This window comes from Streptomyces sp. NPDC030165, from assembly GCF_055573595.1.
Map to the genome: position 1 here is coordinate 403,316 of NZ_JBVIBD010000002.1, position 16,310 is coordinate 419,625.

At 72.3% G+C, this 16,310-nt stretch carries 19 protein-coding genes; 9 read left to right on the plus strand and 10 right to left on the minus strand.

Features of this window, described 5'->3' with window-relative positions:
- Positions 1-96: 96 nt before the first annotated feature.
- Together ACZ4Z1_RS05020 and ACZ4Z1_RS05025 are read right to left on the minus strand one after the other, a co-directional pair.
- A complete protein-coding gene (locus ACZ4Z1_RS05020) occupies positions 97-573 on the minus strand; it encodes a nitroreductase family deazaflavin-dependent oxidoreductase (RefSeq protein ID WP_468485415.1) in 477 nt (158 codons plus the stop codon).
- Positions 574-641: 68 nt separating this feature from the next.
- The gene (locus ACZ4Z1_RS05025; protein ID WP_468485181.1) at positions 642-1,901 is read right to left on the minus strand and encodes an acyl-CoA dehydrogenase family protein; all 1,260 of its coding nucleotides are present in this window, start codon (positions 1,899-1,901) and stop codon (positions 642-644) included.
- Positions 1,902-2,096: 195 nt separating this feature from the next.
- Here ACZ4Z1_RS05025 and ACZ4Z1_RS05030 point away from each other — a divergent pair, with 195 nt between their 5' ends.
- Positions 2,097-3,284 carry a thiolase C-terminal domain-containing protein gene (locus ACZ4Z1_RS05030; RefSeq protein ID WP_468485182.1) on the plus strand — a complete coding sequence of 396 codons (1,188 nt, stop codon included), beginning with the start codon at positions 2,097-2,099 and terminating at the stop codon, positions 3,282-3,284.
- Positions 3,285-3,390: 106 nt separating this feature from the next.
- On the opposite strand, the gene ACZ4Z1_RS05035 is transcribed toward ACZ4Z1_RS05030, so the two are convergent.
- Positions 3,391-4,080, minus strand: coding sequence for a hypothetical protein (locus ACZ4Z1_RS05035; RefSeq protein WP_468485183.1), 690 nt, complete (start codon positions 4,078-4,080; stop codon positions 3,391-3,393).
- A gap of 63 nt (positions 4,081-4,143) precedes the next feature.
- Positions 4,144-4,941, minus strand: coding sequence for an alpha/beta fold hydrolase (locus ACZ4Z1_RS05040; protein WP_468485184.1), 798 nt, complete (start codon positions 4,939-4,941; stop codon positions 4,144-4,146).
- Positions 4,942-5,020: 79 nt separating this feature from the next.
- Here ACZ4Z1_RS05040 and ACZ4Z1_RS05045 point away from each other — a divergent pair, with 79 nt between their 5' ends.
- Positions 5,021-6,010 (plus strand): ALF repeat-containing protein, encoded by a 990-nt coding sequence (locus ACZ4Z1_RS05045; RefSeq protein ID WP_468485185.1) that lies wholly within the window; start codon positions 5,021-5,023, stop codon positions 6,008-6,010.
- Between the two features lie 61 nt (positions 6,011-6,071).
- On the opposite strand, the gene ACZ4Z1_RS05050 is transcribed toward ACZ4Z1_RS05045, so the two are convergent.
- Positions 6,072-7,190, minus strand: a complete 1,119-nt coding sequence (locus ACZ4Z1_RS05050; protein WP_468485186.1) for a questin oxidase family protein — start codon at positions 7,188-7,190, stop codon at positions 6,072-6,074.
- Between the two features lie 67 nt (positions 7,191-7,257).
- Between ACZ4Z1_RS05050 and ACZ4Z1_RS05055 the strand changes: the two genes are divergently transcribed.
- Positions 7,258-7,743, plus strand: a complete 486-nt coding sequence (locus tag ACZ4Z1_RS05055) for a MarR family winged helix-turn-helix transcriptional regulator (RefSeq protein ID WP_468485187.1) — start codon at positions 7,258-7,260, stop codon at positions 7,741-7,743.
- A gap of 18 nt (positions 7,744-7,761) precedes the next feature.
- Here the strand turns inward: ACZ4Z1_RS05055 and ACZ4Z1_RS05060 are convergent, their stop codons facing one another.
- Positions 7,762-8,523 carry a VOC family protein gene (locus ACZ4Z1_RS05060; protein WP_468485188.1) on the minus strand — a complete coding sequence of 254 codons (762 nt, stop codon included), beginning with the start codon at positions 8,521-8,523 and terminating at the stop codon, positions 7,762-7,764.
- Between the two features lie 255 nt (positions 8,524-8,778).
- On the opposite strand from ACZ4Z1_RS05060, the gene ACZ4Z1_RS05065 reads away from it, so the two are divergent.
- On the plus strand, positions 8,779-9,426 hold the full coding sequence (locus ACZ4Z1_RS05065) for a hypothetical protein (RefSeq protein ID WP_468485189.1): 648 nt from the start codon (positions 8,779-8,781) through the stop codon (positions 9,424-9,426).
- Here ACZ4Z1_RS05065 and ACZ4Z1_RS05070 read toward each other — a convergent pair.
- Together ACZ4Z1_RS05070 and ACZ4Z1_RS05075 are read right to left on the minus strand one after the other, a co-directional pair.
- Positions 9,392-9,598 (minus strand): DUF397 domain-containing protein, encoded by a 207-nt coding sequence (locus tag ACZ4Z1_RS05070; RefSeq protein ID WP_468485190.1) that lies wholly within the window; start codon positions 9,596-9,598, stop codon positions 9,392-9,394. The two genes, ACZ4Z1_RS05065 and ACZ4Z1_RS05070, sit on opposite strands and share 35 nt — an antisense overlap.
- Positions 9,595-10,407: a helix-turn-helix domain-containing protein gene (locus tag ACZ4Z1_RS05075; protein WP_468485416.1), complete on the minus strand. Its 813-nt coding sequence runs from the start codon at positions 10,405-10,407 to the stop codon at positions 9,595-9,597. The genes ACZ4Z1_RS05070 and ACZ4Z1_RS05075 overlap by 4 nt, the downstream gene beginning before the upstream one ends.
- Positions 10,408-10,484: 77 nt before the next feature.
- Here ACZ4Z1_RS05075 and ACZ4Z1_RS05080 point away from each other — a divergent pair, with 77 nt between their 5' ends.
- The 5 genes from ACZ4Z1_RS05080 (at position 10,485) to ACZ4Z1_RS05100 (ending at position 14,976) form a co-directional block, all read left to right on the plus strand.
- On the plus strand, positions 10,485-10,793 hold the full coding sequence (locus tag ACZ4Z1_RS05080; RefSeq protein WP_468485191.1) for a hypothetical protein: 309 nt from the start codon (positions 10,485-10,487) through the stop codon (positions 10,791-10,793).
- 61 nt (positions 10,794-10,854) lie between these two features.
- The gene (locus ACZ4Z1_RS05085) at positions 10,855-12,117 is read left to right on the plus strand and encodes an FAD-dependent monooxygenase (protein WP_468485192.1); all 1,263 of its coding nucleotides are present in this window, start codon (positions 10,855-10,857) and stop codon (positions 12,115-12,117) included.
- A gap of 71 nt (positions 12,118-12,188) precedes the next feature.
- Positions 12,189-12,923, plus strand: a complete 735-nt coding sequence (locus ACZ4Z1_RS05090; RefSeq protein ID WP_468485193.1) for a S1 family peptidase — start codon at positions 12,189-12,191, stop codon at positions 12,921-12,923.
- Between the two features lie 63 nt (positions 12,924-12,986).
- Entirely contained in the window at positions 12,987-13,727 is a 741-nt protein-coding gene (locus ACZ4Z1_RS05095; RefSeq protein ID WP_468485194.1) for a pyridoxine/pyridoxamine 5'-phosphate oxidase, read from the plus strand.
- Between the two features lie 394 nt (positions 13,728-14,121).
- On the plus strand, positions 14,122-14,976 hold the full coding sequence (locus ACZ4Z1_RS05100) for an SMP-30/gluconolactonase/LRE family protein (protein ID WP_468485195.1): 855 nt from the start codon (positions 14,122-14,124) through the stop codon (positions 14,974-14,976).
- A 28-nt stretch (positions 14,977-15,004) separates the two neighbouring features.
- On the opposite strand, the gene ACZ4Z1_RS05105 is transcribed toward ACZ4Z1_RS05100, so the two are convergent.
- On the minus strand, positions 15,005-15,505 hold the full coding sequence (locus tag ACZ4Z1_RS05105; protein WP_468485196.1) for a GNAT family N-acetyltransferase: 501 nt from the start codon (positions 15,503-15,505) through the stop codon (positions 15,005-15,007).
- Positions 15,506-15,678: 173 nt separating this feature from the next.
- Positions 15,679-16,149: a Zn-ribbon domain-containing OB-fold protein gene (locus tag ACZ4Z1_RS05110; RefSeq protein WP_468485197.1), complete on the minus strand. Its 471-nt coding sequence runs from the start codon at positions 16,147-16,149 to the stop codon at positions 15,679-15,681.
- Between the last annotated feature and the right edge of the window lie 161 nt (positions 16,150-16,310).

The following is a 16,310-nucleotide window of genomic DNA, read 5'->3' on the forward strand; positions in this document are numbered from 1 at the left end:
TGTACGTCACAGCGGGTGTTGTCCGCCCCTCGGGGCCGGCCGGCACCCGCTGTGCGCGTCTGCGGACCGCGCAGCGGCGGGCCGGGGCGCCGGCGCTCAGCGCGGCTCCAGCCGGAAGAGCCGGATCTCCCGGGTGACGCGCGCCTGGTACGCGGCGTACGGCGGCCAGAACCCGACCGCCGCCGCCCACGCCTCCGCCCGCTCGGCGCCCGTCAGCAGCCGGGCCCGTACGGGAACGTCCCGGCTCCGCCAACTGATCTCCGCCTCCGGGTTCTTCAGCAGGTTGGCCGTCCAGGCCGGGTGCCCGGGGCGGCCGAAGTTGCTGCCGACCAGCAGCCAGGTCCCGGTCTCCTCCTCCGGCAGGCAGGCCAGCGGCGTCCGCCGCGGCAGGCCGGTCCGGGCCCCCGTCGCCGTCAGGACCACCCCTGGCAGCATCCGCGCGCTCAGCAGCAGCCGGCCCCGGGTGAGCCGGTGCACCGTACGGTCCACGGCGGGCACGACGTACGGCGCCACCCGCGCGAACGCACGCGTCGCGGACACCTTCTGCACCACCCGCCTGCCGGACGCCTTCACCCGGGCGGACGCCGCCGCGCCGCCGGACGCTCCCGGGCCGCCGCATGCCCCCGGGCCGCCGGGCGCTCTCATACGGACACCCCTGCGCGCACCCCGCCGCCCCCGAACACTCCCGCCACTTCGGCGGCGCGCGCCCGCAGCCGGTGCACAGGTCCCAGCAGCAGCTCGTCGCAGACCGCGCGCTTGAAGAAGAGGTGGGCGTCGTGCTCCCAGGTGAAGCCGATACCGCCGTGCAACTGGATGGCCTCCCCGGACACCGCGCGCAGCGCCTCCAGGGCGTGGGCGAGCGCGAGGCCGGGGGCGCCGGGTTCGGCGCTCCCCTCGGGGCCGCCGACCGCCCATGCCGCGTAGTAGGCCGCGGACCGGGCCGCCTGCACCTGTACGTAGAGGTCCGCCAGCCGGTGCTGGACGGCCTGGAAGGAGCCGATGGCACGGCCGAACTGTTCCCGCACCTGGACGTACTCGACGGTCCGCCCGAGCGCCGCGTCCGCCGCCCCGGCCGCCTCGGCGGCCACCGCCGCCGCGACCACGGCCCCCGCCCGCGCGAGCACGCGCCCGACCTGCCCGTCCGCCTCGTGCACCCCATCCGCCCCGTCCGCGCCGAGCAACGACGCGCGCACATCGCGCAGTTGGACGGCTCCCAGCGCCCGGGTCTCATCCATCACCGTCTGCCGCACCCGCACCACACCGGGCGCGTCCCCCCGTACGACGAAGAGCATCGTACGGCTGCGCGCATAGCCGCCCGTGTGCGCGGCCACCAGGAGCAGCCCCGCACTGTGCCCGCCCAGCACCTGCGCGGCCTCCCCGTACAGCCGCCACTCCTCCGCCGCCCCGGATCCCTTCGCCCCCTCGCTCCGCCGCGCCTGGATGCCACCGGCCCGGCCGCCGCCCGCCCAGTCCCCGCCGTTCCGGCCGGTGAGCGCGAGGGCCGTGCCCAGCTGCCCGCCCGGTACGGCGAGCGCGCCCGTCAGCTCGCCCGACGCGAAGGCGGGCAGCAGCTCCGTACGCTGCCGGTCGGTCCCCAGCGCCAGCACCAGCGGAGCGGCGAGGGCGGCGGTGGGCAGCAGCGGCGACGGCAGCAGCACCCGTCCGGCCTCCTCGCAGGCCAGCGCCAGCTCGGTGGGCCCGCAGCCGACGCCGCCGTACGCGGTGGGCAGTGCCAGTCCTGGCAGCCCCAGCTGTTGCGCGAGCTGTCGCCAGAGGTTGGGGTCGTACCCTTCGGGGGTGCGCACGGCGGCCCGGAGGTCGTCGGGGCCGCAGCGCTTGTGGAGCAGTTCGCGCAGCGTACGGCGGATCTCGTCCTGCTCCTCGGTGAACGCGGCATCCATCGGCGGGCTCCTCCCGACCGTTCGACGACCTGGTCCGGCACAGCCGGCGGCCCGGGCCGTCCGAGCACCCGGCACCGCCGACCTGACGGGTCGTCATAGTAGGTACGACAGCCGTCATTTCCCAGCCTCACGCGCGCTTGTCACCCAGCAGCCGCGCCCTCCCGCCTCGCCCATACCTGATGTACCGTCAGGTTCATGCCGCCAGGGAGTGCAGTAACGTCCCCCCGCAAGGTCGCCATCGCCGGTGTCGCCCTCTCCGACTGCGGACGCGTGGACGGGGCCACTCCGTACGCCCTGCACGCCCAGGCCGCCCGCCGCGCGCTGGCCGACTCCGGCCTCGACCGCTCACTGGTCGACGGCTTCGCCTCGGCCGGGCTCGGAACTCTCGCACCCGTGGAGGTCGCCGAGTACCTGGGACTGCGTCCCACCTGGGCCGATTCCACCTCGGTGGGCGGCGCCACCTGGGAGGTGATGGCCGCGCACGCCGCGGATGCCATCGGGGCCGGGCAGGCGCGCGCGGTCCTGCTGGTGTACGGGTCCACGACGCGCGCCGACCTCAAGGCCGGCCGCCGTACCGCCAACCTCTCCTTCGGCGCCCGCGGCCCGCTCCAGTACGAGGTGCCGTACGGCCACACGCTCGTCGCCAAGTACGCGATGGCCGCGCGCCGCCACATGCACCAGTACGGCACGACCCTTGCCCAGCTCGCCGAGGTCGCCGTCCAAGCGCGCGCCAACGCGGCCACGAACCCGGACGCCATGTACCGCACGCCGGTCACCGTCGACGACGTACTGTCGGGCCCGCTGATCGCCGACCCCTTCACCAAGCTCCACTGCTGCATCCGCTCCGACGGCGGCTGCGCGGTCCTCCTGGCCGCCGAGGAGTACGTACGCGACCTGGCCAGGCCGCCCGTACGGGTCCTGGGCACGGGCACCGCCGTATCGCACTCCGCGATGTCCGAGTGGGACGACTTCACCGTCTCCCCCGCCGCCGTCTCCGGCCGCCTCGCCTTCGAACGGGCCGGAGTACGCCCGTCGGAGATCGACGTGGCCCAGATCTACGACGCCTTCACCTACATGACCCTCGTGACGCTGGAAGACCTCGGCTTCTGCGCCAAGGGCGAGGGCGGCGCATTCGTGGCGAAGGGCCGCCTGCTGCGCGACGGCGCCCTCCCCGTCAACACCGACGGCGGCGGCCTGGCCGCCTGCCACCCCGGCATGCGCGGCCTGTTCCTGCTGGTCGAGGCGGTACGCCAACTGCGCGGCGAGGCAGGCGAGGGCCGCCAGGTACGACGCCCGGACGGCGCCCTCCCGGAACTGGCCGTAGCCTCCGGCACGGGCGGCTGGTTCTGCTCGTCGGGGACATTGGTGCTGGGGCGGGGGTAGGACGGGGCGGGGGCGAGGTGAGCGGGGAACCTGGTGCCCGCGTGACCCGTTTCACCGGTCATGGCGAGCGGAGCCACACGGCAGGCCGCGCGTCTGTGCCGCTGCCCTACGAGAAGGCCAGGGTGTACTCCACGGCACGCGAAGTCGTCGGCTCGAAGCCCAACCTGCGCAGCGCGTCGTGCAGTTCCTCGTCGTCGGGCGCCGCGTTGACCTCGGTGTCGCGGAGGCCTGCGTGGTCGGTGTCGAGGGTGTGCAGGGCTGCCGAAGTGAGGGCGGTGAGCGCGTCGGCGGTGCTGTCGGCTTCGCGGTTGTGAACCAGGCGGGCGCGGTCGCCGTCCAGCTCGACGTCGTACCAGGCGTCGTCCGTACCGATACGGAACGCGACGCCCTCCTCCTCGGAGGGGAGCTGCCGTACTGCCGCATCGCCCACGGGCACACCGGCCGGCAGGCCGCGCCGCCACCAGCGGTAGACCTCACCGCTCTCCAGGGCCCCCAGTTCCACCGCCGCCTTGCCGGGGCTCGCGTCCTCCTCCGTGATCCACCGCAGCGCCGTACCGCCCGCCTTGCGGGCCACGTCCGCCGCTGCCCGCAGCAGGGGGATCAGGAGCGCGTCCTCCGCGCAGTCGAGGACGGCGACGAAGCGCAGGGCGGGGTCGGGGGCGCCGATATCCATCAGCGCGACCGACCCTTCGACGGCTCCCTGGGGGCGGGCGGCGAGCACGGCGACCGTGCGGTCTCCGCACCACAGCTCACCGGCACGGTCCGGATCGGTTATACATTCAACGAAGTTTGCCATTTCTTTACCTTATGGAGAATATCTCCCCTCTGTCCACTATGGTCCCGGCACCCCGCAGGCCGCTCACCCGAGGGTGCCGAGGAAGTCCCGTACGGCCCTGGTCAGGCCTTCCGGGTCCTCGGCCGGGATGAAGTGCCCGGCGTCCAGCTCCACACGGCGGGTGCGCGGCCGCCGTTCCGCCATCTCCCGGGCCAGCTCCGGCGTCAGCAGGAAGCTCTTACGGCCGTGGACGAGCAGCGCCGGGCAGTCGCTGCCCAGCCAGACCGGCCAGTGATCACCGCGTACGCCCAGGTCGGACGCGACGATGTCCTGCGGCACGAACGGCAGCCGCCAGCTTCCGTCGGCCTCCTGCCGCAGCCCGTCGGCGACCAGGGGGGCCGCCGGGCCGAGACCGTCGAGCAGCGCCTCACGGGTCGGCGCCCGCTGAGGCCAGTCGAGGCAGAAGGCGATACCGCTGGGGCCGGTGTCCGTGATCACGACCGGGTCGTCCACGTTGATCAGCGCGCGCACCCGGCCGGGGTGCCGGGCGGCGAGGTGGTACGCGTTCTTGCCGCCCATGGAATGGCCGAGTACGACGGCGGACGGCAGCCGCAGGTGGTCGAGCAGGGCCACGGCATCGGCCACATAGCCCTCGCGGGAGTGGTCCGGCGCGCGGTCCGACTCGCCGTGGCCGCGCTGATCGGGAGCGATCAGCCGCCATTCCGGCGCGAGTTCGGCGGACAGCATGGCGAAGCTGCGGCCTTCGGAGAAATGCCCGTGCAGGGCGAGGAGGGGTTTTCCGGCGGCTGGGCCGAAGTCGAGATAGGACAGGCGGCGGCCGCCCAAGAACAGGTGGTGGCGGTGGTCTTGTGGTGCATTCATGCCGCTCACGCTAGGCGTGAAGACCCCTTAGTCTGTAAGGGTTATTTTCCGTTGATCGACCGAAATATTGTGTGAGCGCATGAAGAAGCAGGCCCGTCTCACGGCCTTCCTCGCGGCCGCCGCCGTCGCACCGGCCGTACTGTTCTCCTCCCCGGCGGTCGCCGCCGAGGCTCCCGCCGCCGCCAAGTCGGCGCCGGACCACGGGGCGGAGGCGAAGCCGGACGCGCCCGCGAAGAAGTCGGATGACCGGTCCGTGGAAGAGGACCGGATCGCGATCCTGCGGATGCTCGCCGACAAGAACGCCGGTAAGGCGCTCGTCCGCGAGGCCAACAGTGCGCTCGACGGCACTCCGGAGGACCTGCGCCGCTTCCTGGAGACGGGCCAGTACGCGGCACGCGACGAGGACAACACCTTCGCGATCTTCCGGATTCTGGCGGGCAAGGACGTCGGGCCGTGCCTGAAAGAGGCGGCGAGTGAGGCGCTCGACGGGTCCCCGCAGGACCGGGTGCGGTTCCTGGAGACCGGTCGGCGCGACGCGTACCGTACGGACATCCGCATCCGGGCGACCCAGATCGCAAGCATCGGCGGCCCCGCCGTGAACGCGGCTGCCCGCGATGCGCTCTGGGGCAACGACGACGCCGCGATCGAGCACTTCCTCGCCGTAGGCCAGTACGAGGCCCGCGCCAAGGACGAGGCCGCCGAGAAGAAGGCCAAGGAGGAGAAGGCCGCCAAGGACAAGGCGGAGAAGGACAAGGCCGCGAAGGAGAAGGCGGCCGGGGACAAGGCGGCCGAGGAAGCCAAGGGCGGCGGCAAGAACGTCACGCCTGCCGTCGACACCAAGTCCGCGGGCGGTCCCGGCGCCACCGCCCCCTCCGGCACGGTCTCCGGCCACGCCCCCACGTCCACCGGCAGCGGCACCGACACCGGCAGCGGCGGCAGCAGCAGCCTCGCCTCCACCGGCGTCAGCCCCATCACCCCGTGGGCCGCCGGCAGCGCCGCCATCGGCGTCACGGCGGGCGCGGTCCTGGTGCTGGCGGGTCGCCGCCGCACCGCCGCCGACCGCGGCTGAGACCGAACGACGGGGCGCCCGGCCGCCAGGCCGCCCGGGCGCCCCGACGAACGACCGGCCCTCAGCCCCCCAGTGGAGCAATCCGCCGCTGCGCCACCAGCACCGCCGCCCGGAACCGCGGATCGGGCCGCAGCGCGTACTCCCGGCGGCACGCCTCCGTGAACTTCACTACGTGCTCGTCACCGTGCTCGACGGCCCGCGCCCCCAGTTCGTCCAACGACGGCAGTCCGTCGGCGAGTTCACCGGACAGCTCGCGGCGCCACACCCCCGTCCCCTCCCCCCGCCTGCTCGTCGTGAAGGCGAGGAGCAGCGCGGTGTGCACCTGCCACAGGGCGGCCAGCGTCGGTTCGTACTGTTCGGCGGGCAGGTGCGGCAGTACGAGCCGTACGGCGGCGGGCGCGGTGACGCCGTGGATCAGCGGTACCGGGAACACCTCGTCGTGGCTCAGGTACACGTCGGAGAACTGCGTCGTCATCTCACTCAGCAGCCGCGGCGCGTGGTCGACGGCCAGCGCGTCCAGCGCCTCGCCGTAGCCCGGGAGTTCGGCGAGCCGCGCCAGCCGCCCGCCCGCCACGCCCGGGTTCATCGGCCCGCCGTCGCCCGGTATGCGCGGCAGCGCCGCGATCGCCCCCGCCAGGTCGTACGTCCCGCGCAGCCGCGCCTGCCCCGGTAGGACGGTGTAGCGGGCCGCCCAGTACGCCAGCCCGCGCGCGAGTTCGGTGAGTTGCGCGTCCGTGGGTTTGCCGCCGTCCGCGCCGTAGAGCGCCCGTACCGCATGCGCCGTACGGATCAGGCCGTGCGTCAGCCCCGCGAAGAGCCCCGGCAGCAGGCGCGGCCACCAGCGGGCGAGTACGTCGTGCCAGGACGCTTCGGCCAGCTCCCGTGCGAACAGCCCCTCCCAGTCACCGGCCCGGTCGAACGCCCCGAGCGCCGGCCGCCAGGAGCTCTCGTCGGCGGGGTCGAGGGCGAAGCGTGCGGCGGGCGGTTCGTGGTGGGGCATCGCGACCCGGTAGCGCTCCACCCACCCGGCCACCTCCCCCTCGTGCCCGAGCATCGCCAGCGCCTCGGCGCCCATCGGCCCGTGGTTGGCGAGGTCCGCTCCGACGCCTCGCTCGTACCCCAGGTCGTCCATACGCTCCAGTGCTTCGTTGACCGCGTCGTGATAGCTGACCGACGGCATCCCGACTCCCTCCCGTGCGCGCTGACAGCCAAACAGTTCGGAAATACAAACCGTCTAGACTCGCAGTATGCCGCACGCCCCCGACGAGAACTCCGCGCGGGTACCGACCCCCGAAGAAGTCGAGGTCATCGGCCTCATCCCGCTGCTCGCCCCGTACTTCCGCAAGGGCCTCGTCCAGGGCGTCATGCCGGAACCCCTCCTCGGCTCGATGACGTCCCACCACCTCACCCCACGGCACGGCGCGGTACTCCCGCAGCTCCTCGCGGGCGCCCTGACCGTCGGCGACCTGGCCCGGCGGCTACGGGTCTCCCTGCCGACCGCCAGCGAACTGGTCGGCGCCCTGACCCGGGCCGGCATCGTGGAACGCAACGAGGACCCGGCCAACCGCCGCCGGATCCTCGTCTCGCTGACCCCCGACCACCGCCCCGCCGTGGAACGCTTCATCGCGACCCGCTCCGAGCCGCTGCTGCGCGCCCTCGACACCCTCTCGCCCCGCGACCGCGCGGGCTTCGTCGCGGGCCTGGCGGCGTGGACACGCGAGGCGCTGGTGTAGCGCCGTACCGGTCCCGCTCTACGCCGCCGGCCGCGCCCCGACCACGAACTCCGCGCCGAACGGATCCGTCACCCGCGCCTGCCGCACGTACACCGTGTCCTCCGGCTCGGACGCCGTCCCGCCCGCCGCCACCGCCCGCGCCACCGCCGCGTCCGTGTCCGCGACCTCGAACAGCGTCGCCCAGCCCGCCGCCCCGGCGGACGGGTCGCCCACGATCCCGCCGATCTCGTGCCCGTCCGGGCGCCGCAGGAAGGTGAAGTCGACGTCCGGCAGGTCCGGGTTGCCGTCCAGGGTGTAGCCGAAGACCGCCGCATAGAACGCGCGGGCCGGGGCGGCGTCCGGCGCCACCAGGTCGTTGCGTACGAGGGAGTTCGGCTCGTTGACGACCTCGCAGCCGACGTGGGCGCGTCCCTGCCAGAGCCCGAACTGCGCCCCTACGGAGTCCTCCGCGAGGGCGGCTCGCCCGTAGTCCCGGATCTCCACCGGACCCCACAGCACCCGGCCGCCCGCGTCGGCGATCCGCTTGGCCGTGCCGTCGCAGTCATCGACGGCCATGTACATGGTCCACGCGCCGCCCGCCGCGTCGGGCCGCTCCATCAGACCCGCCGCGCGCCGCCCGTCCACGAGCCCGACGGCGTACCGCCCGCCCTCCATCGCCTCCGTCTCGTACGTCCAGCCGAACAGCGCCCCGTAGAAGTCCATGGCGCGGCCGAGATCGGGAACGGCCAGCTCGATCCAGGTGGGCGTTCCGTCGGGCTGATTGCCGGTGACACGGCTCATGACGTGCTCCTCACGGTGCGGGGCGGCCGGGGCGGCCGCGCTGGCCGATGTCGAAGACGCTAGGCGTCATGCAGGACAGGACGTGTCCTACATGGTCCTGTGCGGGCGGGCCCGGTCCGTAACACCTCTGCACCCGCGTCTACGGCGTGCCGTTACGCCCTCGCCGAATTGCCGCAACAAAGGACAGACAACATCATGTGCGGTGGGAGCCCCGCCCGCCATCGCCCTTCAGGCCCGACCGGAAATGACGTACCGATGCTCCGTTCCCTGCCGGCCGTGGCCCTCGCCGCCCTGGCCGCCACGTGCACGGTGCTCAGCGGGTGCGACGGGACGGGTGCGGCGAAGAGCGCCGGACGCACACCGGCCGCGAGCGCTCCCGAGCGGGTGTGGACCGGAAAGACGCCCCCGGAGCCCCTGGGGCCGCCGAACTCCGCCGGCAGGCCGACACCGCTGCGGTCGCTGCCGCGCGTACCGTCCGGCGACATCCATGAGCTCGCGCCGCTCGTCATCGCCCGGGCCGCGGCGGAGACCATGAGCGATGACGACGACACGGCGAAGAAGATCAAGGAGTGCCGGGGCCTCCGCCACAAGTCGTGCGCCGTACAGACACCGCACTACCGGGACCTGAACGGCGACGGCAAGGACGATCTGCTGCTCGCCATCGAGACCAGCGACAGCTGGCTGTCCCTGTGGTCCTTCACCGTCAAGGACGGGGTGATCACCCAGATCCTGGGCGTCTCACAGCGCCCCCGGTCGGTCGAGCTGTCGGGCCGCGAAGTGATCGTGCAGGAGCCGGTCGACACGGGCGGCTACGATCTGCGCCGGATCTACTCCTGGGACGAGCGGCTGCAGGCCCTCAACGAACGGGTCACCGAGTACGTGCAGTCCGGCCCTGAGAAATGAGCCGGAGAAAGTCGGCCCAGGCGGCCGGGGGGACGGCGAGCGCCGGGCCGGTCTTGTTCTTGGAGTCGCGTATGTGGATGGTGGTGGGGGTTGGGGCGACTTCGACGCACGTTTCACCATCGGGGTTGCTGTGACTGCTTTTGCACCAGGTCAGTTTGGGGCTCACGCTCACCCTGCCAGTTTCTCGACGAATTCCAGCGACCTCTGCGGGTCCATGGCCTGAGACCGGAGGGCAGCGATCCTCTGGGCGTACTGATTGGCCTCAGTCGGCCTCGTCAGCAACCTACCCTTGCCCTGCCCCTCCATGAAGATGCTGAATCGCCCGTCCGGGGAGAACACCACGTCCAGCGGACCGCTGAGTCCCGCGTGCTCGGTCACGTTCGTGGGCATCACCTGCAGCATGACGTGATCCAGCTCGTGAAGGGTCTTCACGACGTGAAGCAGGCACCTCTTGAATGCCGCAACACCGCCGATCGGCCGCTCGAACACCGACTGCTCGACCACGAAGCTCACCGTCGGGGCCGGGTCCCGGATGAGCGCGGACTTCCGTTCCAGCCGCTCTTGCACCAGCCGCTCGACCTCGCTCTTGCTGTACGCCGGCAGCCGAGTCCGGAACAGGGCCCAAACGTAATCGGGTGCCTGCAGCAACCCGGGCAGTACGAGGCTCTGGTACCCCTCCAGACTCAGGGCCTCGCTCTCCAGCGCCTTCCACTCCCGGAATTGATCACGCTCCGGCTCCTGTTCCATCAGGCCGATGCACGACTCCAGCTCGCCCTCAGCTGCGGTAAGCCGGTCGGCCTCGGCCAGAAAGCCCGCACTCGGGATGCGTTCCGCACGCTCGTAAGCCCCCTCCAGCGACTCCGAAACGTGTGCCTCACGGGCCAATTCCTTTTGCGTCATCCCCGCGCGCTGCCGCCAAGAGCTGATGAGCCCACCGACATGCACGCGTGCGGGTGAGGGGTCCGCCCCCTGCACGACCATGATCAACCACCCCACAACCCACCTTGTATGCCACCAACTCCTGGTGACGCTACGCACACGTGCCGACCATTGAAGCCATGACGACCGAAAACCACCCCCAGGAGCCACGCCTCCTCCCCTGGGCCAGTCAGGACGGCAAGCCCTGCTACGTGATCGGCGACGGGCGCGGCCCCGTGTCCGACCTGGCCGACGAGCTGGAGGAACTGCAACTCTCCATGGCCGTCCATCTCTTGGACCATTCGCGGGCCACCCTGAACCGGCCCGAGCCCCCCACCCCCACCGAGCTGCGCTTCATCACCAACCGCCTCACCGAGTCACTGAGCGACGCCGTACGCGTGGCCGACAGCCGGGGCCGCAGGCTCGACCAAGCCCTGCACGCACCGTGAGCCACATGAATCCATACATCCGTACTAGACAAGCGTATAAGACATCCGTATAGTCGGCGGCATGACCTCGACAACCCGTCCTCACGCCCTCGTCTCCGGCGCCGGCATCGGCGGTCCCGCCCTCGCGTACTGGCTGCACCGTTACGGCTACGCCGTGACCCTCGTGGAGCGCGCGCCGCGACTCCGTACCGGCGGCTACAAGGTCGACCTGCGGGGCGCGGCCATCGAGGCCGCAGACCGTATGGGCGTACTGCCGGAGATCCGGCGCGCCAGTACGGACATGCGGACCGGCGCGTACGTGAACGGCGACGGCCGGCGGGTGGCCACGCTGCCCGCCGACATCTTCGGCGCCCGGGTGGACGGCGACGACGAGGTCATGCGCGGCGACCTGACCCGCATCCTTTACGACCGCACGCGCGACGACGTGGAGTACGTCTTCGGCGACTCGGTCAGCTCACTCACAGACGACGGCACGGGGGTCGACGTCACCTTCGAGCGCGCGGCACCGCGCCGTTTCGACCTCGTCGTCGGCGCGGACGGCCTGCACTCCACCGTTCGCCGCCTCGCCTTCGGCGACGAGTCCCGGTATCTGCGGCACATCGGCGCGTACATGTCCTCGTTCAGCGTTCCCGGGGAACTGGTGTCGCCGCGCGAGGAGTTGTACCACCTGGCTCCCGGCCGGCTCGTCTGCGCGTACAGCGCGGCCGGTGACGGTAACGGTGACGGGGACAGCGGCGCCAAGGCGTGGCTCACCTTCCGCTCGCCCCGGCTGGACTACGACCACCGCGACGCGGACGCGCAACGCGAGCTGCTGGCCGACGCGTTCGAGGGCGTCGACTGGCAGGTGCCACGGCTCCTCGAAGCGTCCCGCGCCGCCGGCGACTTCTACTTCGACGGGCTGCACCTGATCGAGATGGACCGCTGGTCGCGCGGGCGCGTGGTGCTGCTGGGCGACGCCGCGCACTGCGCGTCACCCGCGTCGGGGCAGGGTACGGGGATGGCGCTGGTGGGCGCGTACGTACTGGCCGGGGAACTCGCGGCGGCGGGCGGCGACCCGCGTACGGGCTTCGCGCGCTACGAGGCGGAGATGCGCCCGTACGTCACGGCGAACCAGCGGATGGCGGAGAAATTCGTACCGCAGATGACACCCGCCTCCAAGGGAGCGATCCGCTTCCGGCACATGATGCTGCGGCTGCTGCCCCACATGCCGTGGAAGAACTACGTGGCGAAGAAGCTCGCCGAGGACGTACAGCGCTGCGCCCGCGCGATCACCCTCAAGCCGTACGGCACCCATCCCCCGGCCCCGGCTCCCACATCGGCGTAAGTCGGAACCTTTTGCCCCGGCGGGGCATCTCTCTCCCCGTAAGGGCCCGGCCTGGTGGAGGAGTTGTCCGTATGGTGCGTCGAGTTCGGGTGCTGCTGTTGACAGCCGCACTGCTGCTGACAGGTTCGGTGATCTGGTCCGCGCCGGCCTCCGCCGTCATCGGCGGGGCGAAGAGCACGTACGGCCCGTGGGCGGTACGCATGCTCATCGACGGCCAACCGACCTGTACGGGGACGGCGGTCGCTCCCCAGTGGATACTCACCGCCTCGCACTGCTTCTACGAGCAGGCGAAGCCGGTCGCCGACAAGCGGATCTCCTTCCGGGTCGGCAACCTCGACATGCGCAAGGGCACCACGGTCCGGCCGCTGCCCGGCAAGCGCGTGGGAAGCGCGAAGGCCGACATGATGCTGGTCAAGGTCCCGAAGATGAAGATCCCCACGGCGCGCCTGGCCACGGCCGGCGTCCGCGTCGGCCAGACCGTGCGGCAGTACGGGTGGGGCGCCACCTGCACCGACGACGAGAACACCTGCCAGTCCCCCGTGCTCAAGCAGTCGGACCTGCGCGTCGTACGGCCGGACGACCGCCGCTGCAAGGGCTACACGGCACCGGGCGGCCCGGACTTCTGCATGGAGAAGGTGACCGGCATCCCGGCCGGCGGCGACTCCGGCGGCCCGGTGATGAGCATCGGACCGCGCGGCACCGAAACCCTCCTCGGCGTCTTCAACGGCTCGGACCGGGAGACGGTCGCCCAGGCCGGAGAGGTCTCCCAGCAACTCGCCTGGATCCGCTCGGTCACCCGCCACTAGGCCGACTCGCGCCAGGCACTGCCTGGTCCGCCGCCCGCGGGCCGGCGGACTAGGCTGCCGGCCATGGTCGAACACCCGGCAGAGAACGCGCCCCCGCACACGGAAACGGGCACGGGGGCGGATGCGGGCGCGGGCCCGGACTCCGACGAGCGCTTCCACGCCCTCCTTCGCTCCCTCCGCGTCTGGGACTGCGAGCTGCCCGCCGTCGACCCCGATCCGGCACACGCCCCGGCCGACCCGCTGCCGCTCTTCCGGCAGTGGCTGCGGGAGGCCGCGGAGGCGGGCGTGCCCGAGCCGCACACCATGACGCTCGCGACGGCGGACGCGGCCGGCGACCCCGACGTACGCACCCTGATGCTGCACGACGCCGACGAGCGCGGCTGGCACTTCGCCTCCCACCGCGGCAGCCGCAAGGGCCGCGAACTCGCCGCCCGGCCGCGCGCCGCCCTCGGCTTCTACTGGGCGGGCGTCGGCCGCCAGGTCCGCGTACGGGGCCGGGTCACCGAGGCGCGCCCGGAGGAGAGCGCGGCCGACCTGCACCGCCGCTCCACGGGTGCCCTGGCCGCCGCCCTGGTGGGCCACCAGAGCGAAGTCCTCGCCTCGTACGCGGACCTCGAACGCGCCTCGGAAGCCGCCTGGGAGCGGGCCCGGCAGGACCCGACCGCTCCCGTCCCGAGCTGGACCCTGTACGTCCTGCGCCCCGACGAGGTCGAGTTCTTCCAGGGCGATGCCCGCCGCCGCCACGTACGCATCAATTACCGCCGGGCAGGCGAGGCCTGGGCCCGGGAACTCCTCTGGCCGTAGGCGGGTGCGGCGTCAGAGGCCGGCGCCGCCCACTGCCACCCACGGGACATGGGCCGGTATGTGATTGCTTTCATCCCCTTTGCCCTACGCCCGGCCCGTATCCGGCCTTACCGCCCTTCTTATGGCATTCGGGTCAACCGGGGCAATGCCACGCATGACACGCGCGGCACGCGGCTACGGTGCCGGGAGGGCAGCGGGCCCGACCGGATCACGCCCGCGTGAGGTGGAGGGGCCGCCGATGCGCCGTACGACCAGGAGCCGCCCACGAGCAGTCCGGGGGGTGCGAGGAGCGTTCCTGTCCCTGCTCGCACTCGCCGCCGTAACGGTGTCGACGGGCCCGGTACCGGGGAGGGCGGCCGCTGTACCTGAGAGGGCGGGGGCGCCGGGGAAGGCGGTGGCGGGGAAGGCGGCGTCAGGAAAGACGATCGTGCTGCCGGGCGCCACCTCGGCCGAAGGCATCGCCGCCGGTCACGGTTCCACCTTCTACGCGGGTGACTACTTCGGCGGGGACATCTTCCGCGGGGACATCGAGGCAGGCACCGCCACCCGCTTCATCGACGCGCCGCGCGGCAGGCACGCCCTCGGCATGAAGACACACCACCGCCATGACCTGCTGTTCGTCGCCGGCGGGCAGGCCGGGCGGGCGTACGTCTACGACACCGGGACCAAGCGCACGGTGGCGAGCTACCGGTTCGGTCCCGCGGGCTCGGCGTTCATCAACGACGTGGCCCTGACCCGGGACGGCGCGTGGTTCACCGACTCCCTCCGGGCCAAGCTCTACTTCGTACCCGTCGACCGGCACGGAACGCCCGGCCGCTTCACCACGCTCCGCGTCAGCGGCCCGGCCTCCGACATCACCGGCCGGTTCAACCTCAACGGCATCCAGACCACGCCCGACGGACGGACCTTGATCGTCGCGCACTCCCGCAAGGGCGCGCTGTACACGGTCGATCCGGCGAGCGGGCGCAGCACGGCCGTCGACGGGGTGCGCGTACCGAGTGTCGACGGCATCGTGCTGCGCGGGCGCACCGTGTGGGCCGTCCAGGGTTTTCACGACCAAGTGCGGCGGATCGCGCTCAACGCCTCGCTGACCAGCGGCAAGGTGCAGAAGACGATCACGTCCCGGCTGTTCCGGACCCCGTCGACGGCGGCTCGCTTCGGGGACACGCTCGCGGTGGTGAACGCCAAGCTCCATACGGGCACGCCGCCCACCGCGAAACGGTATGAAGTGATCACTGTGGGCGGCTGAGACGGACGGGTCCGTCCCGCGCCGGCGCTCAGAACCGCTGGTACATGATGTGCAGGCCGACGTAGCCCTCGGAGGGATGCTGGAAGCCCTCGGGGAGCGTCGTCATGATCTCGAAGCCGAGTGACTTCCAGAGGGCGACGGCACGCGTGTTGGTCTCGACCACCGCGTTGAACTGCATGGCCCGGAAGCCCGTCGCACGCGCCCAGTCGACGGCGTACTCACCGAGCGCGCGGCCCACACCGCGGCCGCTGTGCGCCGGATCGACCATGAAGGAGGCGCTGGCGATGTGGGCGGCGCCGCCCATGTGGTTGGCGTTCATCTTGGCCGAACCCAGGACCGTACCGCCGTCGTCCACGGCGACGACCGTACGGCTCGGCGGGGCGAGCAGCCATGTCGCACGACTGGTCGGCTCGTCCATGTCGCGGGGGTAGGTGTACGTCTCTCCGGCCGCCACGATGGCCCGGAAGAACGGCCAGATGGCGGGCCAGTCGGCCGCGGTCGCTTCTCGGATCAGCACGCGCGCCAGCATGACGGGGGCGGGCGCGGCGGGCCAGCGAATTTCCGTCCCGGCCGGTGCGCGAGCGCGCTCAGGCGTTGACGGGTGGGGCCGCCTCCGGTGACTGGCGGGTGTGTCCGTCTTCGGTGACTGGTGGGGCGTGCGCGAGGACGGGGCATGCGCGACTGCGCGCCGTACGCGCTCGCTCAAGCGGGGCGGAAGACGGGGACGGCCAGGCCGGGAGCGCCTGCCTCCGCCGTCCCGCCCGTGCCCCTCCGGGGATCTCTGTCCCTGCCCCTGTCCCTGTCCCTGTCCCTGTCCCCGACCGTACGGAAGCGCACCCGCAGCGCCATCCCGATGCGCAGGTCCGCCTCCGGGCACTCGACGATCTCCGTCATCATCCGCGGCCCCTCGGCCAGGTCCACCACCGCGGCCACGTACGGCACGCGCTCGCCGAACGGCGGGAGGTCGTTACGGTGCACCACCGACCACGTGTAGAGCGTGGCCCGCCCGCTCGCCTCCTCCCACTCCACGTCTTCGCTCCAGCAACGCGGGCAGAACTCGCGCGGATAGTGGTGCGCCGCGCCACAGTCATCGGCGCGGCAGCGGCGCAGCAGCAGGCGGCCCTGGGCTGCCGCGTCCCAGTAGGCGCGGCTGAACGCGTCGGCGTCGGGCACGTCGAACCTGGGCGAGGCAGGTGGGGACACATCGCTCGACACTCCCCCGGGCTCGGCCTCCACCTTGGGTTCCACCCCGGACCACCAGCCTTCGATCGCTCTCCGCCAGCCTCCTGACGCCAGGTCAGTTCAATCGAAGTCGGCCGGTACGCGCAAGGGGG